This is a genomic window from Gemmiger formicilis, from assembly GCF_016900095.1.
Lineage (GTDB): Bacteria > Bacillota > Clostridia > Oscillospirales > Ruminococcaceae > Gemmiger > Gemmiger formicilis_A.
The window spans coordinates 1-26156 of record NZ_JACJJP010000012.1; the positions used below are offsets into that span (position 1 = coordinate 1).

A 26156-nucleotide genomic window follows, 5' to 3' on the forward strand; every position below is an offset into this window, starting at 1 on the left:
GCTCCGCTTACGCTTCGCCAGTCCTGTTAAGGTCCCCACTACACGAGGGTCTTTTTATTCATGTCTACTAATTCTGGGGCAGTTCACGATGTCCGGTGCGGGATGTTTTTGTTTTTATTCCGACTGACAGATAAACGGAAAGGGCAGCTCCGCATCCACCGATGCGCCAATAACGGCCAGTTCTGAAATTCCCCGGTTAATGACACCCAAGTCACCGTCCCAGTCCAGGACCAAAATCGGAACTACCGATCCGGTACGGCTGCGCACAATGCTTTGTCGCAGCTGGCGGGCTGTTTGCGGCTCCATGCCGGGACGCCTGGCATACAGGCAGAAGGATGTCCACTGTGCCATTTCCTGCAGCCAGGAAGACTCCATGGCACGATTTGCCCCGGCCTCATCCAGCAGGACGGCAAACCCAAACAACAATCTGCGCTCACACAAAGTCCGGGCTGTCTGTACGGTTTCCGGTTCCAGCGCCGGCGCCGGAAGCAACAGCCAGATGCTGAGATTGAAGCAATCGGCAAAGGTTTCCGCGGGCAGAGCCGCAATCACCGACGGCGCCGCCACCAGCAAAAAAGCAGCAAACGGATGCTGTTTGATCACCCGTACCGCTCGCAGGACCGCAGCGGCGTCCTGTGCGTACAAAGCCCACACATATCTGCCGTTTTGCTCTGCCTGCTCAACGGCCTCCTCCAGCTTCGAAGAAGCGCAGTTGGCTGTGTTGAGCCAGGCCGACGGCTTGCCCGTTCGCTCGGCTTCCTCCTTGAGTCTGGAAGCACCGTATATGATACCACCGACCCCGAAATTCACACCGAAGGCACACAACCGCTCGCTTTCCACCCGTTCCAACAGACACTGAACCAGCGCATAGTACAAACTGTCCGCCCGCTGCAGCACTTGCTGAGCCTGATCGAAAAATCCTTTATATCGGCTTTTTTGTGCCAGTGCCTGGCACAGATCCACATAGTTGCGCATCTGCCGGAACTGATCGCGCCGAAGATCATCCACGGCACGGCGTGCCAGGGTCAGTGCAAATCCTCGTGAGCGGATATACTCGTCTTGCACAGTTGCAATCCTCCTTCCGCCATTCGATCTTTTTTGAAAAAGGCAGAGCTTATTTCAGTTCCACAACCGTCACGCCGCTGCCGCCTTCACCGTAGCCGCCCAGGCGGAAGCTCTTTACCTGGCGATGGGTGCGCAGATGTTTCTGGATGCCGGCACGCAACGCCCCGGTCCCCAGGCCATGAATGATGTATACCGTGTGCTGGCCTCGCATGACAGCACCGTCCAGAAACCGGTCCACTTCGCCCAGCGCTTCCTCCACCGTATATCCAAGCAGGTTCAGTTCCAGACTTGCCTTGCGGTCATGGTCCAGCTGTACCCGGGTATGGGTACGCGGCGGCTGCTGGCGGGGTTTCTTCTGCATCTTGTCCGGCGCTTTCAGTCCGGACAGGGGCACCTTGGTTTTCAAAATACCGGCACGCACTTCCACCAGACCGTCACGGTCGGGGCGGGCAGTGACCACTGCCGTCTGGTTCAGTTCGGCAATGACCACTTCCTGGCCCACCTTCACTTCCTTCAGCGGCACGTACTCGGCCACCGGTTTGCGGGAAGCCGCATCGGCCAGCATCTTTTCGGTGTCTTTGCGGGCAATTTCCCGGGCACGGACCGCACGCTGCGCCGCGCTGGCCTTTTCATCCTTCTGCAGCCGGCGCAATTCATCCGTCAGGGTATACGCCTCATTCTGCACCTTCTGGACCATGTCCCGGGCCTGCTTGCGGGCGTTTTCCAGTTCTTCCTCGCCCTGCTTGATCAGCTGTTCCCGCTCTTTCTTGGCGCTCTCCAAGGCATTTTCGGCCTGATGCCGGGCGGCTTCCGCCTCATCTTCTGCCTTCTTCAGGCGCAGCTTCATATCGTCCAGCTGGGCCAGCACACTGTCCAGCCGCTTGTCATCGTTGGACATGTGGGTGCGCGCCGCATCGATGACATCTTCCGGGATGCCGAGCTTGGCACTGATCAAAAACGCATTGGATTTGCCCGGTACGCCCACACTGAGCTTATAGGTTGGCATCAGGCTTTCCACATCGAATTCGCAGCTGGCGTTGACCACACCGGGGGTTTCCAGCGCATACACCTTCAGTTCAGCATAATGGGTGGTGGCCATGAGAAGCGTTCCGGCCCGGCGCAGTTTTTCCAGGATGCTGACTGCCAGAGCGGCGCCCTCGGCCGGGTCGGTTCCGGCGCCCAGTTCGTCCAGCAGAGTCAGGGTATCCGGACCGGCCAGGCGCAGAATCTCGGTAATACGCTTCATGTGCCCGGAGAAGGTAGACAGGCTCTGCTCAATGCTCTGCTCATCGCCGATGTCCACCAGATATTCCTGCATGCAGCATACCGAGCTGCTTTCATGGGCGGGAATCAAAAAACCGTGCTGTGCCATGGCATTGAGCAGCCCGGCGGTTTTCAGGCTGACGGTTTTGCCGCCGGTGTTGGGGCCGGTGATGACCAAGGTATCGTACTCATCCCCCAGGGTGATATCCACAGGAACAACCTTTTTCTTGTCAATCAGCGGGTGGCGGGCCTTCTTCAAGGAGAAGCGGCAGGTATCGCTGACCTGGGGCATGAAGGCATTCTGTTCCACCGCCAGGCGGGCCTTGGCCAGCAGCAGATCGATGGACAACATGGCGTCATAACTATAAGAGAACTGCGGTTCCAGGGATCCCACCTGTGCCGAAAAAGCGGACAGAATGCGGGTGATCTCTTCCTGTTCCTGGGCATGCAGCTGCATGATTTTGGCGTTGGCTTCCACCACCGCGGTGGGCTCCACAAAGACGGTGGCACCGGTGGAGGAGACATCGTGAATAACACCGCCCACTTCTCCGCGGTATTCCGAACGGACCGGCACCACGTACCGGCCGTTACGCAGGGTCACCACCGCATCCTGCAGGAATTTGTTGGTGGTGGAATTTTTGATGATGGAATCCAGCTTGGTACGGATGGAGTCTTCGGTGGCACGAATCTTGCGGCGCAGGTCACGCAGGGTGATGCTGGCGGTATCGGCCATCTCCTCCGGCGAAAGGATGCTGTCGGTGATCTGCCGTTCCAGCTGAGGCTGGGGCGCCAGAGCATAGAACAAATCATCCGTGGGCAACGGTTCATGCTCGGTCAGTCCGTACCACTGGCTGAGGCCCTGGAAATTCCGCAGGGTCGCCGCAACCTCCAGCAGCTCCCCCATGGACAGGATGCCACCCTTGACCGCATGGGCCGCAATCCGCTTGGCACCGCTGACGGCACCGAAACGGGGGCTGCCGTTTTTGATCAGAAGACTGTTCACGGCGTCGGTTTTGGCCAGTTCGTAGCGTTCCTCTTCGGGGGTCATGAACGGCTGGATGGCACGCATCTGCTCCTTGGTTTCCTGACAGGCGCAAAGCTCCACCGCACGGTCGATGACCTTATCCAGTTCCAGTGTGGTTTTATATGAGAAATCCATAGTCGAAGGGTTTACTCCTTGTTATTTGGTCATTCCAAAACAGTTTTCAGAAAATCCAGGCTTTTCAGCCCGTGGTCCAGGTTGGCCAGCAGATACCGCTCACACACCTTCCCCAGGCGCTTGGTGCTTGCCTCCGTCAGGGTGAAGCTGAACAGCTTGCCGTCCTCGGCCAGGCAGATATGGCGCAGGGCATACAGTGCCCCCGCATCCAGGTTGGGCGTGCGGTTGACCTTGGCCGCGCATTCGGCACACAGCAGCCCGCCGCCTGCGGTATCCAGGTAAAAGTCCATGCCGTCATATCGCCCGCAAACCTCGCAGGCCAAAATGCGCGGCATGTAGCCCGCAAGGCACATGGCGCGCATCTCGAAAATGGCTTTCAGCTGCCGCAGCGGACGTTTGCTTTCGCTGATCATATATAAGGTGTTCAGGACCAAGCGCAGCAGCTGCTCTGCCTCAGGTGGTTCCGGTGCCAGGACTGTGGCGACTTCGGCCAGATAGACGGCCAGTGCCATTCCTTCCACGCTGCGCCCCAATCCATGAAACACCTTTTTGACCGCTGCCGTATCCACAAAATTGCTGCTGCGGCCAATGGTCAGGGTGAACTCGGAATAGCAGAACAGGCCGCAGGCACTGAACAGCTTGTTTTTCAGCCGCAAACTGCCTTTGGCCGAAGCCGAAAGGACTCCTCTGTCAGGTGTCAGAATGGTCAGGATCTGATCCGCCTCGCCCACCTTGACCTGGCGAAGAACCAGCCCGGTCGTTGCGATCTGCATCAGAGTCCCCTTTCCTGCCCTGGCCGCCGGCCTGCCGGGTCTTGTAGCTCAAGTAGTCGTAAATACTGCCCGTCTGGGCAAACTGCGCCCATTCGTGGACGCAATAATCGGATGAATCTTGCTGCATCAACCCGCCCCCTTTTCCGTTACTGGAATGTATACCATTGTACATTCCCATTCACGGAAAAGTTGTCCAACCGGGTCATCGGCAAGTGGAAAGTTTTGTCACGGCTTCGCGAAACCAAGGTCATCCAGAAGTCGTTCACTGTCCCGCCAGCCCTCACGTACCTTGACCCAGCACTGCAGGTTGATATGGGTTCCCAGCAGTTCCTCGCAATCAGTGCGGGCGGCACTGGCAATCTTTTTGAGCATCTGGCCGCCCTTGCCGATGATCATGCCCTTGTGGCTCTTGCGTTCGCAGCAAATCTCCACCGAAATGTCAATCAGGTCCTTGTCCGGGCGCTCCTTGAAGCTTTCCACCGTCACAGCCACGCCGTGGGGCACTTCGTCCCGCATGAAAAGCAGCAGTTTTTCACGGATCAGCTCTGCCACCAGCTCCTTTTCCGGCATATCGGTGAAGGCATCGTCATCAAAATAATGCGGGCCCGGGGTGGCATACCGGCGCAGGTCCTCCAGCAGTTCCTCGCATCCAGTACCGTCTTTGGCGGAAATGGTACGGACGGCGTCAAAGACGCCCATGGCTTCGATCTGCTGCTTGCGGGCTTCCAGTTCTTCAAAGCCGCGCAGCAAGTCCACCTTGTTGATGACCGCAATGGCCGGGCCGGATTTGCGCAATGCTTCGATCATGGTGGTCTCGGACTCGGTCATTTCTCCGGAAGGTTCAAACAGCATGAGGGTCACATCCACATCCTTCACGCTGGCGGCCGCCGTCTGGGTCATCCGGGCGTCCAGCTTGTTGCGGGGCGTGTGAATGCCCGGCGTGTCCATCAGCACATACTGCACCGGGCCCTTGGTGATCACGCCGGTGATGCGACTGCGGGTGGTCTGCGGCTTTTTGGTCACAATGGCCACCTTTTCCCCCACCAGTGTGTTGGTCAGGCTGGACTTACCCACATTGGGCCGTCCCACCAGAGCGACAAACACACTGCTGGTTTCGGGTTGTTCTTTCTTATTTTGGGTTCTGGGCATTTTGTGCGGCACCTTTCTCTTTTGTATTGCCATAGCGGAACGTAAACAGGTAGGCGGCGACCAGGGAGGCCAGCCACAGAAGGATGGCCAGCGGGCTTGCCGTTACACCGGACCAGATGGCTTTGAGCGCTCGCTCGTTGGCAAACAGGCAGACACCCACACACACAGCTCCGATGGCCGTCACCAGAACAGCACCGGCCGCCATATCCTTGGCCGCACCGGCGCTCCACCAGTGTTCGGTATCCGGCTTGTCCACCGCGCGTTCGATGGCGGAATTCATCAGCTCCATGGACATCACGGCAAATATACACAAGGCCAGCAAGGCATACTCCACCGGTTCCAGTCCGGCCAGGAACGCCGCCGCATACACATAAATTGCCGCGCACAGATGAAACCGGAAATTGCGCTCCTCCTGTACGGCGGCACGGATGCCGTTGAGCGCGTAGATAAAACCGCGCCCAAAGCGCGCCAGGTCAGAGCGTATTTTCATTCGTACAAAATCTCATCGTTGGTATAGGATACGGTACGGGGCAGCCCCAACTGCAAAAGGACCGCTTCCTCTTTTTCCCGCATACGGACAGCTTCCAGACCGCTGGTTTCGTGGTCATACCCCAGCAGGTGGAGCATGGAGTGGACTGTCAGATAAGCCACCTCCCGCTGCAGAGAATGCCCGTACAGCTCGGCCTGCTCCATGGCCTTTTGCATGGAGATCACAATATCTCCCAGAATCTTGCAACCGTTGTCTTCGTCGATGTCGTACTGACCGTTTTCCCCCATGGGAAAGCTCAGCACATCGGTGGCGCTGTCCTTGTTGCGATACTGCTTGTTCAGTTCATGAATCCGGTCATTGTCCACAAAGGTCACACTGATCTCGGCAGGACCGTCAAACTTTTCATAATTCAGCACCGCGTTGCAGCTGCGGCGAATCAGAATCCGCAGCCCAGACGGAACTTTGACGGCGTTTTGCTCGTTGCTGATCAGCACTTTGTTTGCCATAAGAGGTTCCTCCTTATGTAATGTTTATGAAGTCTGTCGATAACGAAATCGGATCTGTATATTCTCAGCGGCGTGAGGCGGCCGCTGCTTTTTCATATGCCTTGACGATCTGTTGCACCAGGCGATGGCGCACCACGTCCTTATCGGTCAGCTGGACCTGGGCAATGCCCTGGATCCCGCGCAGCACTTTCAGTGCATCCACCAGACCGCTCTTGGCTTTGTCCGGAAGGTCAATCTGCGTAATATCGCCGGTCACCACCACCTTGCTGTTGGTGCCCATACGGGTCAGGAACATCTTCATCTGCTCGGGCGTGGTGTTCTGGGCTTCATCCAGAATGATAAAGGCATCATCCAGCGTGCGTCCGCGCATATAAGCCAGCGGAGCCACTTCGATGGCCTGTTTTTCTACCAGACGCTGGAAGGTTTCCGCCCCCAGCAGATCAAAAAGGCCATCATACAGCGGGCGCAGGTACGGGTCAACCTTGTTTTGCAGGTCACCGGGCAAAAATCCCAGCTTTTCTCCCGCTTCCACCGCCGGACGGGTCAGGATAATCCGGCTGATCTCCTTGGCCTTGAACGCCTTCACGGCCATGGCCACCGCCAGATAGGTCTTGCCGGTGCCCGCCGGGCCCACGCCGAAGGTGATGGCATGGGTGCGGATGGCGGCCAGGTATTCTTTCTGGCCCAGCGTCTTGGGATGAATGGGCCTGCCCTTGGCTGTCACCGCCACAAAATCATCGGTCAGCTCCCGCAGGCGCTTTTCCTCCCCCGCCTGTGCCAGGCTGATGCAATACCGCACGGTCTGTTCGTCCAGCGGGGTGTGGTTTTCCATCAGAGTGACCATGCCTTCAATGGCATGCACGGCGGCGTTGACCCCTTCCTGCTCACCGGTAAATTTCAGCAGGGAACCACGGCACACGGCCGTCACCTTGAATTCGTTCTCCAAAAGGCGCAGATTCTGGTCACAATTACCAAAAACCGCTGCGGCCAGTTCGATGCTGTCCAGTTCAACCGATCGTTCTGCCAAATACACTACCTCCAGAATACATCATGCTACTTTGCATTATATCACAATTGAGTTGAAAAGAAACTATGAATATTACACAAATTTTTTAACTGTTTGTTTGCAGCGGCGGTTCAGGATGCGGCTTGAACGTTTTCCAACGGGGCCAATACGCCCGGAACAGTCATATCGGCGCAGAAGAGATACTCTGCGGTACAGATAACTTCACTTTCTCCAATTTCGTAGGTGAGATCCTGGCTTTCCAGCACTGCATCCGGAAATTCCCGTAAAAGCTGCTGTCGGCAGGAGCGTGCCGCCAGGGCTTTGGCCGTCTGCTGGGAATAGAGCTGCGTGCCCGACGTTTTTTCCCAATAGGTGGTCCGGCAGATAGCTCCCGGCAAAGCCACACTGCCAATCCGGAAGGGTATCCATTCGGTGGTGACCATGCCATCCGGGAAGGTATCTGCCTCCTTTTGTGTCCAGGTATACCCCAGCAGCTGCCATTGCTCGCTCTCCCTGCTTTTTCCCGTCAGCAACCGGAAGTCGCCTTGCAGCGGTTGCACGGCCGTGTATTGCCGTTGAATTCTGCCGCGTATGGAGCCGGATGCTCCCTGCACCACCGCCTGCCCCTCGCGATCCGCTTTCTGGCCGTTGGCCAGCAGCTGCCCCTCAGCCACATACTGCCCCGCCGTCACCTCCGGAAATCCGCTTTCCAGCTCGATCTCCAGAACCTGTCCACCCGCCTTTGCATACAGAGCCTGTGGCTGTACGGCATCCCGCACGGTTTGTTCCTGCCGTTGGTTCTGCTCCACAAAAAGGCACCCCGCCGTAAAGTTCAGGCTCAACCATCCTTCGTCTGTCATTTCCAACGCCAGCGTGTCCCGAACATGCTGCAAGGTTTCTTCCTCCAGGCGGCATCCCTCCCAGATTCCCTGTTCCGCCAACGCCGCCCGGAATTTTTCCTGCTGGGGCAGTTCCAATTCCCCGAAGTCTATGTGCCACAAAAAGCCGCCAAAATACCACTGGCACAGGAAAAACGCGGCCGTCCCCACCAGAATTCCCGGCCGTGCAGCCACCCTTTCCAGTATCCGGCCCGGCCCATGCCGTCTCCTGAGGGAAAAATCCACCTGATAGTTTGCCGCCATCTGTTCCAAGCGCCGAAGATCCGATCCAAAGGCACAGGCCGTGTACCCCCGATTTGTACAGGAAATTTTCCAAAGATGCACCCCCGCCTGTGCCGCCGCACTCAAAAAGCTTTTCGCCCCTCTGCCGCTCGCTTCAAAGCGGATACGGTCCGCCCACATTGCCGCGACATTGGTCTTTTTCATGAATGGCCCTCCCACTTCTGCTCAAATTCGATGCGCCGCACCAAGCCGGAACTGATCAGGCGCCGCCCGGAAAAAGATTCTATCCGCAGACTGTCTCCATAAAATGTAATGATCGTATCTCCCAGATCCAGGCAGATTTTCTCCGGCGTAAAATCCAGTACCCGCCGGCAGCCGTCCGTCGCAATGTGTCCGCCGCGCAGTATCAGGTCCGGCAGATGGTAAAATGCTTTTTCCGGCGGATGAAACCATTGTTCCGGCTGGGCAGGATGCTTTTCTCCTCGCTTACGGAACCGGCGGTACCGCTTCATTTTCCGTGCCCCCTTTCCGTTTCTCTATGGCGTCATCCCAAATATATAGCAAAGGAGTTCCGGTTATGTGTTCTGTTTTCTGGCGGCGTCTTTTTCCTTTGGTGGCCTCGTTCTTTTGTATCGTCCTTTTTCTTGTATACCCGCAAGCCGCCGCGCAGGGCTTTCGGCAAGGGATCGAGCTCTGCCTGAGCACTTTGTTGCCGGCCTTGTTCCCTTTTTTTGTGGCCTGCAACCTGGCGTTAGGCTCCATCCCCCGAAAAAGCGGTTTTGTCTCTGCTCTCCTTCTTTCCTGGCTGGGCGGGTATGCCGTCTGCGCCGGAATGGTTCGGGATCTTCGGCGGCAGGGAAATCTGGACGAAGCGCACGCCAATCTGCTGCTGGTCCTCGGTTGCTGTTCCGGGCCCGGCTTTGTGATAGGCAGCGTCGGCGGGCACCTTCTGGGCTCTGTCCGGCTGGGAATGGTTTTGTATCTGGCCCAGCTCATCGCCAATTTGGGAAGCTGCCTGATCCTTCTGCCTTTTCTACATCATGAGAAAACCCGCCAGGTCATGGAACCGTCCGCATCCGCCGTTTCTGCTTCCAACCTCTCCGATGCCATTGTATCCGCGGTGAACAGTTGCCTGTGTGTTTGCGGTTCGGTACTGTTTTTCCGGGTTCTGGAAGCCACACTGATTCTGGGATTTTCCATCCCGGCTGAAGTTTCTCCCTACCTTTCCGCCTTGTGCGAAATCAGTTCCGGATGTGCCGATTTTTCCCGGCTGAGAGGCACCCAGGCTTTGTACGGTATTTGTCTTTGCCTGAGTTTTCTGGGGGCGTCGGTTTTTTCCCAGCTCGCTTCTCTTTTGCAGGGCATGGCCAGCCTGCGACTTTTGATGATTGCCCGGTTGCTGCACTTTCCTCTTTTGGGGTTGCTCGTTCGCCTTATCCTGCCCTTTTTGCCCGGCGATATCGCTGTCTTTTCCAGTCTGGCATCCCGGGTGGTTCCTATGAATCGGGTCTCCCCCGATGCCGCTTTTTTGGTATTTTTGTTCCTTTGCGCCGTTCTTTACAAAATTCGTAAAAGATTTTATAATGACACTGTATCTTCGTAATAATTGCAGGCAGGAGGAGCCATCCTATGTTCAAAAAGCCGATTTATGGCAGTAAAATCGCACCGGCCTGCGCCTACTGTCTGCATGGCAGCCCGGCCGCAGACAATCGCATGGTCCTGTGCAAACAGCGGGGCGTTGTGTCGCCGTATTACTCCTGCCGCAAATTCGTGTATGATCCGCTGATGCGTACACCCCGCCGGCAGGAATTGCCCCACTTCGATCCCAAAGATTTCAGTCTGGATTCGTAAATCAATGAGGTAGAGTATGCCCAACAGAGCCAAAAAACAAAAGTTTCGCAGTGCCTTGCAGGACGCCTGGCAGCACAAACGCGGCGTAATGCTGGTATATATTTTTTTGCGGCTTTCCGTTATTTTGGTTCTGGTAGCGCAGCTTTTCAACCGCAATTTCGAAAATGTTTTTCTGTGTGTGCTGGTTTTGTTCCTGTTTTCCATGCCCACCATGCTGGAACGCCGGCTTTCCATCGAGCTGCCGGACACACTGGAAATCATCATTCTTTTGTTCATCTATGCCGCCGAAATCATGGGTGAAATCGGCGCTTACTATATCAAACACCCCTATTGGGACACGGTTCTGCACACATTGAACGGTTTTCTGTGCGCGGCCATCGGTTTTTCCTTGCTGGATTTGCTCAACCGGCAGAAAAAGGTCACCTTTCAACTCTCCCCGCTTTATCTGGCGGTCGTGGCCTTCTGTTTCTCCATGACGGTAGGGGTTGTGTGGGAGTTTTTTGAGTGTGCCATGGACCAGCTGTTCTTTCTGGATATGCAGAAAGACATCATTGTGCACCAGATTGGCTCTGTCAAGCTGGATCCCACCGGCGGAAACACCCCTGTACACCTGCGTGATATCGTGGATGTTATTGTGGTGCAGGGTGACGGCACACAAACCGCTCTTGGGCTGGGCGGTTATCTTGACATCGGGTTGTTGGATACCATGATGGATCTGTTCGTCAACTTCGTGGGGGCCCTGGTCTTTTCCATCATCGGATTCTTCTATGTACGCAGTCGCGGAAAAAGCCGTTTTGCCAAACGGTTCATTCCCATTGTCCCGGACGCCAAGACCGCCTCAGATTACGACGCAGAAGATGCCAAAGCTTCGGATGCATCCGCTGGGACTGATGAAAAAAAATAATGCCATCTTGGCGCATTTTCGTTGTCAGAACGGGAATGCGTCAACTTTTTTGCTCTGCCCCCTTGACCGAAAACCAAAAACACGGTATACTATTTCCGTTGTGCTGGAATAGCTCAGTTGGTAGAGCAGCTGATTCGTAATCAGCAGGTCGCGTGTTCAAGTCACGTTTCCAGCTCCAACATTTGCGCCCCGCAGCGTTCTTTTTGGGAATGTTGCGGGCGTTTTTTCTTTACAGAAACGGATTTGACTACTTTTTGACTTCCGGTATAGCAAAAGCGGCAGATGTTGGGTTGTTGCCCAATCTGCCGCTTTTTGGTTTTACTGTTCTTTTACAGATTCGTTCTGTGCAATCATCTGCAGAAAATCCGCTTCATCGATAACCGGAATGCCTAAAGTCTGTGCCTTGGTCAGTTTGGATCCGGCTGCTTCTCCCGCCAGCACGTAGGAGGTTTTCTTGGACACCGAAGAACTTGCCTTGCCGCCGTTTTGTACAATCAAAGCTTCCGCTTCCTGGCGCGATAATGTAGGCAGTGTACCGGTCACAACCAACGTCTTACCGGCCAGAGATGTTCCTTTTTTCTGCCCGTGCCAGGTCATGTTGACACCGGCCGCCTGCAAGCGCTGCAACAGATCCACCGTGCCGCTCTTGGCAAAAAATTCCGTCACGCTCTGTGCCATAATGCCGCCAATGCCTTCAATGGCGGCAATCTGGTCATTGTTGGCATGGCTCAAGGCCTCCATGGTTCCAAACTCCTCCGCCAGCAACGCGGCGGCTTTATCGCCGATGTTGCGGATTCCCAGACCAAACACCAGTTTATCCAGGTTGTTCTCCTTGGAATTCTCTATGGCGTTCAAAAGATTGGACGCGCTCTTCTCCTTGAATTTATCCAGGGTCAGCAAATCTTCCTTGCGCAGCGTGTACAAATCCGCCACCGTATGAACCAGGCCGCGGGATGTGAGCTGGATAGCCACCGCTTCGCCCAAACCGTCAATAGCCATAGCATTGCGCGAGGCAAAGTGAATCAGGTTGCGCAGGCTTTGGGCCGGGCATTCCGGATTGACACAGCGCAGGGCCGTTTCCTCCTGCAAATGCACCACCGGTTCCCCGCAGGACGGGCAAACCGTGGGCATTGCATAAGGAACGGTGTTTTCTCCATGCTTGGCAACGCCGATTACTTCCGGAATAATGTCCCCCGCCTTGCGCACTTCGATGGTATCTCCGATGCGTACATCCAACGTGCGGATAATGTCCTCATTATGCAGACTGGCGCGCGACACACTGGTACCGGCCAGGAAGACCGGGTCAAACACCGCCGTCGGCGTAAGCACACCGGTCCGGCCGACCGACACTTCAATATCCCGCACCACAGTCTGTTTCACTTCCGGAGGATACTTGAATGCAATGGCCCAACGCGGGAATTTGTTGGTGCTGCCCAAACTTTCCCGGGCTGCCAGATTATTGACCTTGATCACAGCGCCGTCAATATCAAACTCCAGGTCGCCGCGCATCTGACCGATGGTCTCAATTTCCCGGATGGCATCGTCGATGGAATGATACACGCTGTACCGTGGCGACACCGGGAAGCCAAGGCTCTTGATATAATCCAGCGTTTCGTGATGGGTGGCAAACTCACGTCCCCGCACTTGCTGCAGGTTGAACACAAAGATGGACAAACCGCGGGACGCCGTAATGCGGGCGTCTTTCTGCCGCAAGGATCCGGCCGCCGCATTACGCGGATTTTTGAAAGGCGTCTTTTCCTCCAGTTCCTGCTGTTCACACAGGGCAAAAAACGCCTTATGAGGCATATATACCTCGCCGCGCACCTCCAAGAACTCCGGTGCATCCGGCAAAATCTTGGGGATATCCCGGATGGTGGCCAGGTTTTCGGTCACATCCTCCCCCACCAGACCGTCACCCCGGGTAGATCCCCGCACGAACCGTCCGTTCTGGTATTCCAGGCTGACCGACAGACCGTCAATCTTGGCTTCCACCACATATTCCGGTGCAATGCCGGCATCCCGCACACGCTGGTCAAAGTCCCGCAGCTCCTCAAAGGAAAAAGCATCCTGCAGGCTTTCCATTTTGACTGCATGGGCCACCTTGCTGAATTTGCTGCTCACCCCTTCATTGACATGCTGTGTGGGCGAATCCGGGGTAACCAGTTCCGGAAATTGCGCTTCCAGAGCTTTCAGTTCCCTGGTAAGGGCATCATACTCGAAGTCTTCCAGTTCGGGGTTGTTGTCCATATAGTACAGTCGGTTGTTGCGTTCGATTACAGAGCGCAGCTCCTTGACCCGTTCACGTGCTTGTTCCAGTTGCATAAGTTTTCTCCATTGTTCAGTCATCAGAAAGTTCCTATACAGTATACCACAAGCCCCCTGCCTTGTCATGACGAACGGCAGAAAAAATTGCAAAAAAAGTGTTGACAAACGGGGAAGATCTTGCTATAATTACCTACGTTGCCTGACGGCAACGCAAAAGCTTGGGGGTATAGCTCAGCTGGGAGAGCGCTTGAATGGCATTCAAGAGGTCAGCGGTTCGATCCCGCTTATCTCCACCAAAAGACCTGAAACTTTGGTTTCAGGTCTTTTTTGTTTATCTGTTAAAGAAAAACGGAAAGCCAAAATGCTTCCCGCTGGATCATAAATATTTTTATTGCTTTTCGTTGAGACTCTGCATTTCACTTTTTGAAGAAACAATTCGAACCGCCGCAGCCATGCCTCCATCTCCATACGTTGGATGTTTTATAAACTCATCCGACACTTTACTCAGTTCCTGGGTATCTCTCATCGAACGAATGATTTCGCCTTCCCAGCCAAACAGTCTTGTCATTGAGGTGGATTCGACACCTATAACCGCGTCTTCCACATGGTTTCGGTAAGATTCCAGGTGCTTTTCAATAATGAAACGCATAAGATCCAAACGCTTCTCCATACTCGTTATATTCGACGAAGCAGGCGCAGTTCGGTAGTCAATCAGAGGTTCCTGGACCACCCCGATCTGCATATTCGGTTCGGTTTCCAACATACTCAGGAAAAACTCCCAATCTTCAAATCCTGAGCGCATATTTTCATCATAGCCACCGCACTTTTCCCAGTATTTGCGACGCATAATATGAGTTGCAGCGCAGCAATTTTTAGAAAGGAACGCATTTAATCCTCCCCCGCACGGACGGACAACCGCATTCAAAACCCCAAAAGTTTGCATCCATGACGATGCCGCAACCATGCAGGAGTCATTGCGAAGCAGTTGACAAACCTTTTCAATATAAGACGGTTCCAGCCTATCATCTCCGTCCAGCACCAGAACCAAAGGTGTTTTTGTCTCAGCAATTCCGGTATTTCTGGCCGCTGATACTCCTCCATTTGATTTCAACATCAGCGTAATGGGGAGATGTTCAGAAAAAATCGTCTCTACTTTCTTTAAAACCTCCAGTGACTCTTCATCTGTGGATCCATCGTCCACAATAATCACCCTTGCGGGCGGTGTAGTCTGTTCGCACAAAGAGCGGACAGCTTCCATAATCATCGTTCCTTGATTAAAACTTGTAACAACCGCCTCAACATCCTTGGCGATATTCCGGGAAGCCTCCATCCTGATACTCCTTCCGCTTGCTTACGTTTTTAGCCATTATATCCGTACTGTTTTCCTCTGTAAATAGACAAATGATAGGTTGTCCATGCACTCTCTATCAGATTTCGAAATAACTCTTATTCTCTCTCCTGTATTTTTTTGATGTACATTTTTAGGAACAGGTGGAACAGGAGTGGCGCCGCTGACGCTGCGCCACTCCCACTAAGACCGAATATTCCTACTCAGGAGCTTTCTTGTGCTGTCTACATAATCTGGGACAGTCACAGAATGGAAACAGGTTTTTGATTGCATCATACTGTAAAAGGCACACAGCGGTCTACCGGGTCCGTTGTGTGCCTTTTTGTATGCGGATATACCGCAGCTTTTTACTCGAACTGGGAGGCATACAGTTTATAGTAAACTCCTTTTTTCCGCATCAGTTCGGCATGTGTGCCCTGCTCCATCACATCGCCGTGTTCCATGACCAGAATCTTGTCGGCGTTCTGGATTGTGGACAAACGATGCGCAATGACAAAGGACGTCTTGCCGCGCATCAGTTCCTGCATGGCCTTTTGTACCTTCTGTTCGGTGTTCGTATCCACATTGCTGGTGGCTTCATCCAGGATCAGCATCTGGGTATTGTACAGCATGGCCCGGGCAATGGTCAAAAGCTGCTTCTGCCCTTTGCTGATATTGCCGCCATCCTCGCTGATCACGGTATCATAACCGTCCGGCAGCCGCATGATATACTCGTGAATGCGGGCAGCCTTGGCTGCCGCGATCACTTCTTCCCGTGTGGCCCCTTCCTTGCCGTAGGCAATATTCTCAAAGATTGTGCCTTGAAACACCCAGGTATCCTGCAAAACCATAGCATACGCCCGGCGCAGGGAGCGACGGGTCAGTTGATGCACTTCCTTCCCGTCCACCCGGATTTCTCCCGAATCCACATCATAAAACCGCATCAGCAGATTGATGATGGTGGTTTTGCCGGCACCCGTATGGCCTACAATGGCAATGGTCTGGCCCGGTTCCGCTTTTAGGCTGAGATTATGAAGCACCGTCCGTCCCGGCAGATAGCCAAAGCTGACATGCCGGGCTTCCACTTCTCCCTGCACATCGGTCAATTCCTCAGCTTCGGGAAGGTCTGCGGGTTCTTCCGGCTGGTCCAGCAAAGCAAACACCCGTTCGGCCGCGGCCAGTGCCGAATAGATTTCGTTGATGATATTGGCAATCTCATTGATGGGGCCGCTGAACTTGCGGGAATACAGCACAAACGCGGAAATCTGTTCCATGCCTGCCATACCGAACATATACAAAACAGCGCCCAGCAGGCCGATCAGAGAAAGGCCCAGGTTGTTGATCAGGTTGACGGTGGGGCCGGTGGTCATGCCCAGGGTATCGGCGGCGCAGTAGGCATCGGCGGCCTCCTGGTTGATATCGCTGAATTCCCGGCAGACATCGTTCTCATAGGCATAAGCCAGAATGGTTTTCTGCCCGGAGAACATCTCCTCCACATATCCGTTCATCTTGCCGTAGGCCGCGCTGCGTTTGGAGTAAAGAGGTCTTGTACGTTTGCCCATGTAGCGGGTGAACCCCACAGCCAGGGGCACCGTAACAAAAAGGCAAAGGGTCATGGGCGGCGAAATGAGACACATCATGATAAAGGACCCCACCACCGTCACGATGCTGGTCATAATCTGGACCAGGTCGGAGGAAAGGCTGGTGGTCACCACGTCGATGTCATAGGAAACACGGCTGATGATGTCCCCGGCCTGGTTGCGGTCAAAGTAGCTGACCGGCAAAACCATCAGCTTATGGAACACATCCCGGCGCATCTTATTGGCCACCCGGCGGCCGGTGAGCATCATGCCCTGGTTCACAAGGAAAGACATAATATTGCTGAACAGATACGCTGCCAACATGCATTTGGCATAGTGGGCCACAGTGACAAAATCCACCTGACCAGGCCCGACGGCTGCCCCGATGGCTTTGCCTGCAAAGGATGGGCCCAGAAGATTGCCGATATTGCTGGCAAAGGTACAAAGCAGAAGAGCAAGAACCAAAAACCGGTAATCCACCATATAACGAAGGGTCCGCACCAGTGTTCCCCGGGCGTCCCGGGGCTTTTCCGCTTTTACGCGAGGTCCTCTCGCCATGATAAGATTCCCCCCTTCCTCAGGCCAGTGCGCCCATCTGGGCCTGGTAAATTTCCCGGTATGCCGGACAGGTTTCCAGCAGTTCCCTGTGTGTTCCGTAGCCGATGCACCGCCCGTTATCCAGCACCAGGATATGGGTCATGTTCTGGATGGAGCTGACACGCTGGGCAATCATGATGGTAGTGGAATTGCGATAATGTTCAAAGATGGCCTTGCGCAGGGCTGCATCGGTCTTGTAATCCAGCGCCGAAGACGAATCGTCGAGCACAAGGATTTCCGGTCGGCCGGCCAATGCCCGGGAGATCAGCAACCGCTGCTTTTGTCCGCCGGACAGGTTTGCGCCCTTGATATCCGCACGGTAGTCCAGGCCTTCCTCCAGAGAATCCACGTACTCGGCGGCGACGGCATCCTCCACCGCCCGCATCAGGGTGGCGTCATCCAGATCGCGGCCAAAGCGGATGTTTTCCCGCAGGGTGTTATAGAACACCATGTCATTCTGGAACACGACACCAAATTTGCGGCGCAGCTCATCCATCTCGTAGCTGCGCACGTCCCGCCCGCCCACAAAGACACCGCCATTTTCCACATCGTAAAACCGCATCAGCAGGTTGATGATGGTGGTCTTGCCGCAGCCGGTGGGCCCGATAATGCCGAGGCTTTCGCCCTTTTTCAGCGCAAAATTGATATCATACAGGCACTGTTCCCGCTCCTCTTCCGCCAAAGAGCCTTCCGTTCCCGCATGGTAGCTGAAGGTCACATGTTCAAAGCGGATAAATTCATCCCCGGCAGGCTTTTTGGCCTGTTCAGGGGAAAGAATCTTCTGGTCAACGGGGGCCGCCAGAACCTGCCCGATTCGATTGGCCGAAGCGGACGCCTTACTGATCATCATGAAAATGCGGTTGACCCCCATGACCCCCTGCATCACCATATTAAAATAGGTCAGAAAAGCCAGAATCACGCCGGGTTTGATCTGGCCGTTGTTGACCCGGCCGGCCCCGATCCAGACCACAAGGGTCAGACCGATGTTCAAACACATCTGCATCAACGGGCCGGGTATGGCCATAATGATGCTGGCCTTGATGTCGGCGTGGGTCATGGCATTGTTGGCTTCTCCAAACCGGTTTTTCTCGTATTCGGTTTTGGACAAAGCCTTGACCACCCGGATACCGGTAATGTCTTCCCGCATGATCCGGACTACATCGTCCAAGCGTTCCTGCACCTTGCGGTAAAGAGGAATGCCGTACCGGGAAACAGTAAGTATCACCACAATCAACACCGGCACAATGACGCACAGAATTCCGGACAAAACCGGATCCATCACCATGGTGACGCCGATCCCGCCCAGCAGCAGGATGGGCATGCGGATGCACATCGTCTGCAAAGATTGCACGCAGGACTGTACATTGTAGCTGTCGCTGGTCATGCGGCTGATCAGGCTGGGCAGACCCAGCCTGTCAAACTGCGCTCCCGAAAGGTTGGCCGTACGGGTAAACAGATCCTGGCGAATATCGTAAGAAACATTGTGGGCATTGTCCACCGCGATCCGGTTGGCTATGATATTGAGCTGCCGGGTAACGAGAGCCGTAACGATCATCAATCCGCCCCAAAGCACCGCCTGGCTGAGCTGACCCAATGGTACAACCTCGTCAATCAGATATTCCAGAATATAGGGAATCATGAGTTCGGTTACCGCCCCCAATAGCTTGATTCCCATAGATTGGCCAATGCGGAACGAATATCGTTTCATATACCGCAAAATCAGTTCCACACACATTCCTCCGTCCTATACCGCCGGGACACCGTTGTTTGCCGCAACTTTTTTCTTGATAAGATGATCATACTGCACCCAATTGGAATGTCAAGAACAAGCGCTGAAAATTGGTACACAAAAGGGCAGCACAAGACTTTTTTTCGAAAGTCCCGTGCTGTCCTTTTTCTTTTGTTTATAAAAATTCCGTGGGAATGGGATGTTGCTTGAAATAATATTTTTTATCCTGCTCATTGATTTCTCGCAGAATCCGGCAAGGATTTCCCACAGCCACAACGTCGGAAGGCAGGTCCTTGGTAACCACACTGCCGGCGCCGATCACCACATTATCCCCCACCGTGATGCCGGGAACCAGGATGACACCCGCGCCGATCCAGCAGTTCTTGCCGATATGAACCGGCATATTGTATTGCAGTCCCCGCTCCCGGAGCTCGGGCAAAATAGGATGTCCGGCTGTGGCGATGGTTACATTGGGACCGATCATGGTGTAATCCCCCACATAAATGTGGGTGTCGTCCACCAGGGTCAGGTTGAAATTGGCGTAAACATTTTTCCCGAAATGCACGTGGTGGCCACCCCAATTGGCATGCAGGGGCGGTTCGATGTAGCAGCCGGGGCCGATTTCGGCAAACATCTGCCGCAGCATCTGCTGCCGTTTTTCCTGTTCGTTGGGCCTGGTCAGATTGTATTCATACAGCCGTTCCATACAGTCCAACTGTTCTTGCATGATCTCCTCATTGCCGGGATCATACAGTTGTCCGCTGTGCATTTTTTCTTTTTCCCTGGCTGTGGTATCTGCCATATGCCGTCACTTCCTATCCATATGATTCTGGTACCAGTTTATCACGCAGTAAAGAGAAAATCCAGCCTATAGAAAGGTTTCTGGGCAGAATAGTTCCGGTGCTTCCGAAAGGCTTTCCCATTGTATAGAAAGTTTACAGGACTTTTTCAGCTTTTGCATGGTAAGCTCTTCCGCATAAGGAGGTCTTAGCCATGAAGAAGACTTTTACTCATTCAACTCACAGACATCCGTGTCTTCCCTGGGCTTTTCTGTTGCCCAGCCTGGTCGGGACTTGTCTGTTTTATCTGGTACCCCTGCTGGAAATTGCAATGTGGAGCTTTTCCGATGCAAGGCACAGTGGTTTTGTAATGCTGGACAACTACAAAAGTGTTCTGCAAAATTCCGCTTTTCGCCTGGCGTTCAAAAATACCTTGTGCTTTCTGGGGGTTTGTCTGCCTTTACTGCTGGGATTGGGGTTACTGCTGGCCTGGCTTCTATGGCTTTTGCTGCCGCATAGCCGGTATGTGCAGCCGTTGCTCCTTCTTCCCCCTGCCTTACCGGTGGCCGGAATTGCCTTGACATGGAAAATCCTGTTCGAAGATTCCGGATTGCTGAACGGTTGGTTTGGACAATTCGGCCTGTCGACTGTTTCCTTTCTGAAAAGTGATGCCGTGTTCGGGGTATTGGTTGCCACCTTCATCTGGAAGAATCTCGGCTACACACTGCTCATCTGGATGGCCGGTTTGGGCGACATTCCCAACGTCCTTTACGAGGCCGCCGCCATAGACGGGGCCGGAGTGTGGCGGGCTTTTTGGCGCATCACATTGCCGGCCTTGCTGCCTTCCTTCGGTTTGGCCGCACTGTTTGGAATCATCGGATGCTTCCGAGTCTTTCGGGAAGCCTGGCTGCTGGCGGGCAATTATCCGCCGGACAGTATCTATCTTCTCCCCCACCTTTTGAACAACTGGTTTCTGGCCCTGGATATGCAGCGGCTGAGTGCGGCTGTGATGCTGGTGCTGTCTGTTTTTGGCAGCGTCACGGCTGCTGTGCGTGCGGCTGTGGCTCTGTATCGGCGTCATACGGACGCCTGCAAACCATGAGACCCCGCAAGGCCCGGCTGCTGTGGTTGTTTCTGTTGCCGGCTCTTTTCTGCGTGCTCTGGCCGGTCTGGTTTACATTGACAGCTGCCTTGCGTTCCTCCGATGAATTGGTATTTTTGTTCGGGCCGGCGTTGGGCTTGGGGCTTGCGGGCAGCCAAAATTCCACCTGGACTTTGTTGCCCTGCTGGCCTACCTTGCAACCGGTGCTCCGGCTGCTGCTGGACAGTCCCGAATTCTTTGTGATGTTCGGCAACAGCCTGGTTCAGACGGTTCCCCAGGTCCTGGGGGCCTTACTGGTTGCAACCCCCGCCGCATGGGCTTTGGCCCGGTATTCCTTTTCCGGGCGGGGTTTGGTGTGGGGGCTGTATCTTCTTTTGATGATTCTCCCCTTCCAGGTCTCCATGGTTCCCACCTTTCTTGTGCTGCGGCATTTGGGATTGCTGGATACCCATTGGGCTGTTATCCTGCCGGGAATGTTTGCGTCTTTTCCGGTCTTTTTCCTGCACAGAGGCTTCCGGCGTATTCCCGCCGCCTGCCTGGAAGCGGCGCACCTGGACGGCGCCAACGAGTGGATCTGCTTTACCCGTATCGGTCTGCCGCTGGTTTCCCGAACCATCTTTGCCGTCATGACCTTGCAGTTCTGGGAATGCTGGAACAGCATGGAACAACCGCTGGCTTTTCTGCGCAAAGAATCTTTGTGGCCGCTGAGCCTTTACCTTCCCCAGGTCACCGCCGAGAACTTTGCACTTTGCTGTGCTGCCAGCCTGGTGATTCTGTTGCCGCCTTTGCTTGTGTTTTGGCTGGGGAGCGGCGCGTTGCTCTCCGATATGGAACGAGGTGTTTTGAAATGAAGTCATGGGATTTTCACAAGATGTGCCTGCCGACGCCCGGGCAAGAGGCTGTTTCGCCGCTGCTGGTTACAGCCCGTTTTGCCGCTTTGCTGTTGCTGTTTGCTTTGCTGAGCCGGGCCGCCCGCAGCACTGCCATGCCCACGGTGACCATTGGTATGCCGGGAGGTGGTGAGATTGAACAGACAGCAACCTGTTCCGGCGCCATCATGCCGCAAAAGGAAACCCGGATTTTACTGCCGGAAGAAATAACCGTGACCGAAGTCAGGGTGCAGGTAGGACAATCCGTACAGGCGGGAGATGTTCTGCTCTGCCTTTCCGTGGAGGAACCGCAAAGCAGGTTGGAGGATCTGGACGCGCAGATTACACAGCTGCGCGCTCAGAAAAATCAGCTGACCGCACAACCGGACTACGCTCCCACCGATCCCATCACCGATGCCCAACTGGCTTTGCAGCGCGCGCAGGAAGACCAGCAGCGCTATCTGGAAAATCCGGATACTTCCGAAGATGCTCAACTGGCGGCAGACCGCGCGGTGCAGGATGCCGAGATGGCTTTGCAGCGTGCCCTGGATACATATGCGGAGCAGCAGCGTCAGGCCGATGCATCCAATGCCGTATCATCCGCGGATGCCGCCGTATTGCAGCAACAGATAGATGACCTTCTGGAGGAGCAAGAAGAATGCAAAGCATTGTTGGAGACAGATGGGCAGATCCTTGCCGATACTGCGGGCATCATCACTGCCGTGTATGCTGTTGCGGGAAGCAGCTGCAACGGCGTTGCCGCCACCCTGGGAGAAACAGGAAGCGGATGGCTGCTGAGTCTGGAAATGGAAGCGGAGACTTTCCATGACTTACCCGGTCAGCCTTCCCAAATTGAAGTTTCCCAGGGGAAAGTGAGCGGCAACGGCACTTTGCAGAGTTCCCGGGAATCAGACGGCAAGACCATCCTGTCGGTTCTTCTGGATGACAGCAGCTGGACTTCCGGCAATGCCGAAGCGGTGCTGCGATTTCCGTCACTGCACTACACCACCTGTCTGCCGGTTGCTGCCCTGCACCAGGACAGCAGCGGCTGGTATGTATATCTGGTAGAAAGTACCTCCACCATTCTGGGTGTGGAGAACAAGCTGACTCCCTTACCCGTCACCTTGCTGGACAAAAACGAAACCACTGCTGCCGTGGAAGGGATTTCCCTGCAGGCAAAGGTAGCCGTCCGTGCAGACAAGCCCCTGTATGCCGGGGATACGGTAAAGGTGGCGGCGTCATGAGCGGGCACAAGAGGTTCCGGAGATGTATTGTCCTCCTGGCAGTTCTGGCGGGATTCTTTCTCTGGTGGCAAAGCCTGATACTCTCCCCCATTCTGCAAAGTGCAGCCGGGCGAAATGAGCTGTATTATGCAGAGCCGATCACCGCCGTCCAGGCGGAGAACACCCGGGAGTATGCCGGATCCGATCGGAACGATACCGGCCTGTGGCCAACCTTCTGGCACCAGGACACTATCACCTGTGACGGTGTTTTCAGTGCCGACAATGTGATTTGTATCCGATACCTGGGAGAGGCCACCGCTCTATGGCCGTTTTCTCTGTACAGCGGAACATATCCCGCCGGGCTCAGACAAGCCTTCATCAGCACCGGGTTGGCACAGGACCTCTGGGGAAGCGAAGATGTCATCGGCTGTACGCTGCGTTCCGGGCAATCGGATGACGCCGCCAAAGTTTGCGGGGTATTTCAAAGTACGATTCCCATGCTGTGCATCTGGGCAGAGTCCGACACCGCCTTTGACCATGTTATGGTGTGCGCGTCCGACCGAACCACAGCACCCGATGATTTTTATGCCGCTGCCCAGGAATTCGCCTTGCAAAGCGGCCTTGGCGCGCCACTGGCCATCGGCTGGCACAGTGCGTTGGTTCTGCCCATCCGGTTATTCTGTTGGCTCCCGGTTTTACTGACAGGGCTTTGCTGGTTGCTTATTTTCGGCAAGAAATCTCCTCCCGCCGGGCACAAAATTCACCGCGAAATAGCGGGATGGCTCATTGCCCTTACGGTTGCCTTTCTGCTTCCCTGTTTTCTGGCCCCCCTGCCTTCCTGGCTGATCCCCGGACAGTGGAGTAACCTTGCATTCTGGCAGTCCCTTTGGGAAACACTGCAAGGACGGTGGCGGGAACAGCTTGTGTTCCCCGGTTCGGTGTTTCTGGGTTGGCAGAAAGAACTGCTTTGGAAAGACGGTCTCTGTTCCATCATGGCCAGCGTCTGCCTGTCGGTCGTCCTGTACCAAAGCTCCATGAAAAGTCATTCAAAATAGCAGAAGTCCCGCCGGGAACATTTCCCGGCGGGATCATTTTTACGCCTGTTCTTGCAGGTAGAGGTTCGCTTGTGCCTTTACTTCTTCCACAGCCTGGTCGGGAGTGATTTGCCCTCCATAAACCTGTACAGCCTGCTCATAAACGATGGTCTGCAGGGTCCCGGCTGCGGCGGGATTTACCAATCCTGTATACTTCTCTGCCAGTTCATCCCAAGGGTATTCCAGCGGGTTCATAGCAAAGGTATCCCGTTCTTCCTGGGTATAACCATCTTGTATCGTCTGCTGCAATGCCTGTAACTCCATGTCGCGATGCACTGCCATACCGCCGTACACATTGCTTTGCTGGATTTGCTCGTCTTCCAGCATCATACGGACAAAATCCTGGGCCTGGGGAAGATTTTCGGTTCCGGCACGAATTCCCAGCAAGAATTGCCCCTCTGCCGTCCCGTCGAGAAGCGGCGAAAGCGTCACATCTTCCCGCTGCGTCAGCAAGGAAACAGCCTGGCTGATGCCCGTCATGCGGAATATGGCCGCTGTGGTAACGCCGTCTTGGAGGGCAAATCGGCTGGTTGGGAGCTCACTGGTTACCATCAGATTGCTGGTCCCACTGGCCATGGGCATACTTTCCTGTGCGATGCCTGCGCTTTGTACCATGCGGTTTGTCTGTTCCAGAAATTCGGTGAGAGCGGCTTCATCCAGGCTTTCCCCGTTCGGGAAAATGCGGTTGGCTACTGCCGGATAAACCGCCTGAAAAATTTCTTTCCAGGAACCAGCCGTACAGGCTCCGCTTTCAAACAACTGTGCCAGCTCTTCCAGGCTGGCGGGGGCTCCCTCTGTTTGTACAGTGGCAAAGACAGGCGCCTCAAAGAAGGCGGGCACCGTATACAAACCATCTTCCCCCGCATAGCCGTTCAAAATATTGGAATAGAATTCACTTTCCGTTACCAGGCCATCCAAGTTCTGCAGCATGCTTTGCTGGATATAGGACTGAACGGGCAAACCGTCCAGAATCAGACAGTCCGGCCCTTCACCGCTGAGAAGTTCGGTATTCAGCTGCCGCAGGATATCCTGCTCCGAAACAGAATCTTCCGCTGTGTCACGGCCGGTGACAATGTTCAGTTCTACATCCGGGTGCAGCGACTGGTACCGCTGTGCCGCAATCTGCAGCATGGGTGTACTCTCCATAGCCCATACCGTGAGGGTGGTTTCTGCCGCCGTTGCTTCACCTTCCTGTATGGAAAGTCTGTACAGTTTCATTTTGCCATCTTCGTTGCCGGCGATCAGATAAGCACCGTCCGCTTCTACATACAATCCCATAGCCTCGAAGTTGGATGACATGCAGTTCAGTAAAATATCGTCTGTGACTGTCTGTGTAAAGTCACCATTCAGCGGGCGGCGATACAAACCGGTACTGCCCACAAAATAGTGGTATATCCCATCTTCGGTCATGGCGGCAGCAGCAGGCAGGGTGTCCGGCCGTTCGATGGGAACTTCCTGCACAAGCTGGCCTGTTTCGGAATCATATTCTTTCAAAGTTGTGGCCACATAGTCATAAATAATCAGGTCCCCTTGATAAAAGACCGGGCGATAATCCGTTCCGTAGTCCACCGAGAAGGTCTGGGTCACCTGGCCGGTCTCACCATCCACCAAGAACCATACGCCTCCGGGGTCTGGGCCCTCCTTCTCCTCTGTCTGATTGGCTGCAAAACAGACCAGGCCGTCTCCTCTGTCTGCAAATCCGTAAATGGCCACATACTTGCCCGGCGCCACATCTTCGGGAAGCACTACTTCTCTTGCCTGTCCGTCGGGAAGGATCTGCACAATGGAATTTCCGTTTTGGATGACAGCCCACCAACTGCCTGTGGTATCGTAGTAGTATTTTCGGTTATAGACCTGGTTTTCCTGAATCCAGGCAGCGATGGCTGTGTTATCCTGCTCCTGCCACTCGCCGTTTTCCCGCCGGTAGGCATGGGGTATTGCCTGAGCGTCGGTGGTGACCAGAAGGGGTTCGCCATCTGCACCGGCGGTCAGCTGCCGTACTGCATGATCTTCCAGCCCGGCGGGGGTAGCGTCGGTTTCCTGCACCTGCGCCACTTCCATCATCGCGCTGCCGGACACTGCATCTTCTCCTTCGGTTTGGTAAAACCCTGTCCCGCAGCCGCTCAGCAACAAAACCGCGCAAAGGCCCGCGACCCAACGGCGTATTCCGTGTTCTGTCATGAAAAGTCCTCCTTTTCTTTGTTGTAGGAACAAGGTCAGCATACCGAATCCCGTCTTAAAAAATCCTGTAAAGTCAGGGAAGAAACGCACTGCCCGGGACCGGAATTGCCAATTTTCCGGTCC

The 26156-nt window shown here is 54.8% G+C and carries 22 protein-coding genes and 2 tRNA genes; 9 read left to right on the top strand and 15 right to left on the bottom strand.

The annotated features are described in order from the left end of the window. Positions 1-114 precede the first annotated feature (114 nt). The 9 genes from H6B15_RS07210 to H6B15_RS07250 form a co-directional block, all read right to left on the bottom strand. The gene (locus tag H6B15_RS07210; protein WP_204647325.1) at positions 115-1065 is read right to left on the bottom strand and encodes a hypothetical protein; all 951 of its coding nucleotides are present in this window, start codon (positions 1063-1065) and stop codon (positions 115-117) included. A 49-nt stretch (positions 1066-1114) separates the two neighbouring features. After that, positions 1115-3487 carry an endonuclease MutS2 gene (locus H6B15_RS07215; protein ID WP_204647326.1) on the bottom strand — a complete coding sequence of 791 codons (2373 nt, stop codon included), beginning with the start codon at positions 3485-3487 and terminating at the stop codon, positions 1115-1117. 29 nt (positions 3488-3516) lie between these two features. Next, positions 3517-4260: a DNA repair protein RecO gene (gene recO / locus H6B15_RS07220; RefSeq protein WP_204647327.1), complete on the bottom strand. Its 744-nt coding sequence runs from the start codon at positions 4258-4260 to the stop codon at positions 3517-3519. A gap of 225 nt (positions 4261-4485) precedes the next feature. After that, the gene (gene era, locus H6B15_RS07225; RefSeq protein ID WP_204647328.1) at positions 4486-5409 is read right to left on the bottom strand and encodes a GTPase Era; all 924 of its coding nucleotides are present in this window, start codon (positions 5407-5409) and stop codon (positions 4486-4488) included. Next, on the bottom strand, positions 5390-5899 hold the full coding sequence (locus tag H6B15_RS07230) for a diacylglycerol kinase family protein (RefSeq protein WP_204647329.1): 510 nt from the start codon (positions 5897-5899) through the stop codon (positions 5390-5392). The genes era and H6B15_RS07230 overlap by 20 nt, the downstream gene beginning before the upstream one ends. Then, entirely contained in the window at positions 5896-6405 is a 510-nt protein-coding gene (ybeY, locus tag H6B15_RS07235; RefSeq protein ID WP_204647330.1) for an rRNA maturation RNase YbeY, read from the bottom strand. The genes H6B15_RS07230 and ybeY overlap by 4 nt, the downstream gene beginning before the upstream one ends. A gap of 64 nt (positions 6406-6469) precedes the next feature. After that, positions 6470-7432: a PhoH family protein gene (locus H6B15_RS07240; RefSeq protein WP_204647331.1), complete on the bottom strand. Its 963-nt coding sequence runs from the start codon at positions 7430-7432 to the stop codon at positions 6470-6472. Between the two features lie 110 nt (positions 7433-7542). Beyond that, positions 7543-8736, bottom strand: a complete 1194-nt coding sequence (locus H6B15_RS07245) for a sporulation protein YqfD (RefSeq protein WP_204647332.1) — start codon at positions 8734-8736, stop codon at positions 7543-7545. Beyond that, the gene (locus tag H6B15_RS07250) at positions 8733-9044 is read right to left on the bottom strand and encodes a YabP/YqfC family sporulation protein (protein WP_204647333.1); all 312 of its coding nucleotides are present in this window, start codon (positions 9042-9044) and stop codon (positions 8733-8735) included. Before H6B15_RS07250 ends, H6B15_RS07245 begins: the two co-directional genes overlap by 4 nt. Before the next feature lie 65 nt (positions 9045-9109). Between H6B15_RS07250 and H6B15_RS07255 the strand changes: the two genes are divergently transcribed. The 4 genes from H6B15_RS07255 to H6B15_RS07270 all read left to right on the top strand — a co-directional run bounded on the left by H6B15_RS07255 (position 9110) and on the right by H6B15_RS07270 (position 11465). Beyond that, positions 9110-10135 carry a hypothetical protein gene (locus tag H6B15_RS07255; RefSeq protein ID WP_204647334.1) on the top strand — a complete coding sequence of 342 codons (1026 nt, stop codon included), beginning with the start codon at positions 9110-9112 and terminating at the stop codon, positions 10133-10135. Positions 10136-10161: 26 nt separating this feature from the next. After that, entirely contained in the window at positions 10162-10383 is a 222-nt protein-coding gene (locus H6B15_RS07260) for a hypothetical protein (protein WP_204647335.1), read from the top strand. Between the two features lie 178 nt (positions 10384-10561). Beyond that, positions 10562-11287: a hypothetical protein gene (locus H6B15_RS07265; protein ID WP_345941957.1), complete on the top strand. Its 726-nt coding sequence runs from the start codon at positions 10562-10564 to the stop codon at positions 11285-11287. A 102-nt stretch (positions 11288-11389) separates the two neighbouring features. Further along, positions 11390-11465, top strand: a tRNA-Thr gene (locus H6B15_RS07270). A gap of 140 nt (positions 11466-11605) precedes the next feature. Here H6B15_RS07270 and ligA read toward each other — a convergent pair. Further along, positions 11606-13609: an NAD-dependent DNA ligase LigA gene (gene ligA, locus H6B15_RS07275; RefSeq protein WP_204647337.1), complete on the bottom strand. Its 2004-nt coding sequence runs from the start codon at positions 13607-13609 to the stop codon at positions 11606-11608. Positions 13610-13772: 163 nt separating this feature from the next. Here ligA and H6B15_RS07280 point away from each other — a divergent pair. Next, positions 13773-13848, top strand: a tRNA-Ala gene (locus tag H6B15_RS07280). Positions 13849-13940: 92 nt separating this feature from the next. Here H6B15_RS07280 and H6B15_RS07285 read toward each other — a convergent pair. From H6B15_RS07285 to H6B15_RS07300, 4 genes are all read right to left on the bottom strand, one after another. Then, entirely contained in the window at positions 13941-14882 is a 942-nt protein-coding gene (locus H6B15_RS07285; protein WP_204647338.1) for a glycosyltransferase family A protein, read from the bottom strand. Positions 14883-15247: 365 nt separating this feature from the next. Further along, a complete protein-coding gene (locus tag H6B15_RS07290) occupies positions 15248-17017 on the bottom strand; it encodes an ABC transporter ATP-binding protein (protein WP_204647339.1) in 1770 nt (589 codons plus the stop codon). Positions 17018-17036: 19 nt separating this feature from the next. Beyond that, positions 17037-18731, bottom strand: a complete 1695-nt coding sequence (locus H6B15_RS07295) for an ABC transporter ATP-binding protein (RefSeq protein ID WP_243424322.1) — start codon at positions 18729-18731, stop codon at positions 17037-17039. Positions 18732-18960: 229 nt separating this feature from the next. Further along, on the bottom strand, positions 18961-19587 hold the full coding sequence (locus H6B15_RS07300; protein ID WP_204647341.1) for a sugar O-acetyltransferase: 627 nt from the start codon (positions 19585-19587) through the stop codon (positions 18961-18963). A 191-nt stretch (positions 19588-19778) separates the two neighbouring features. On the opposite strand from H6B15_RS07300, the gene H6B15_RS07305 reads away from it, so the two are divergent. The 4 genes from H6B15_RS07305 to H6B15_RS07320 are packed head-to-tail and all read left to right on the top strand — an operon-like array spanning position 19779 to position 23813. Continuing rightward, positions 19779-20666 carry a carbohydrate ABC transporter permease gene (locus H6B15_RS07305; RefSeq protein ID WP_204647342.1) on the top strand — a complete coding sequence of 296 codons (888 nt, stop codon included), beginning with the start codon at positions 19779-19781 and terminating at the stop codon, positions 20664-20666. Beyond that, positions 20663-21517: a carbohydrate ABC transporter permease gene (locus H6B15_RS07310; protein WP_204647343.1), complete on the top strand. Its 855-nt coding sequence runs from the start codon at positions 20663-20665 to the stop codon at positions 21515-21517. The genes H6B15_RS07305 and H6B15_RS07310 overlap by 4 nt, the downstream gene beginning before the upstream one ends. Continuing rightward, a complete protein-coding gene (locus H6B15_RS07315) occupies positions 21514-22779 on the top strand; it encodes a biotin/lipoyl-binding protein (protein ID WP_204647344.1) in 1266 nt (421 codons plus the stop codon). Before H6B15_RS07310 ends, H6B15_RS07315 begins: the two co-directional genes overlap by 4 nt. Next, a complete protein-coding gene (locus H6B15_RS07320) occupies positions 22776-23813 on the top strand; it encodes a hypothetical protein (protein ID WP_204647345.1) in 1038 nt (345 codons plus the stop codon). The genes H6B15_RS07315 and H6B15_RS07320 overlap by 4 nt, the downstream gene beginning before the upstream one ends. Before the next feature lie 39 nt (positions 23814-23852). Here the strand turns inward: H6B15_RS07320 and H6B15_RS07325 are convergent, their stop codons facing one another. Beyond that, positions 23853-26075, bottom strand: coding sequence for an extracellular solute-binding protein (locus H6B15_RS07325; protein WP_204647346.1), 2223 nt, complete (start codon positions 26073-26075; stop codon positions 23853-23855). Between the last annotated feature and the right edge of the window lie 81 nt (positions 26076-26156).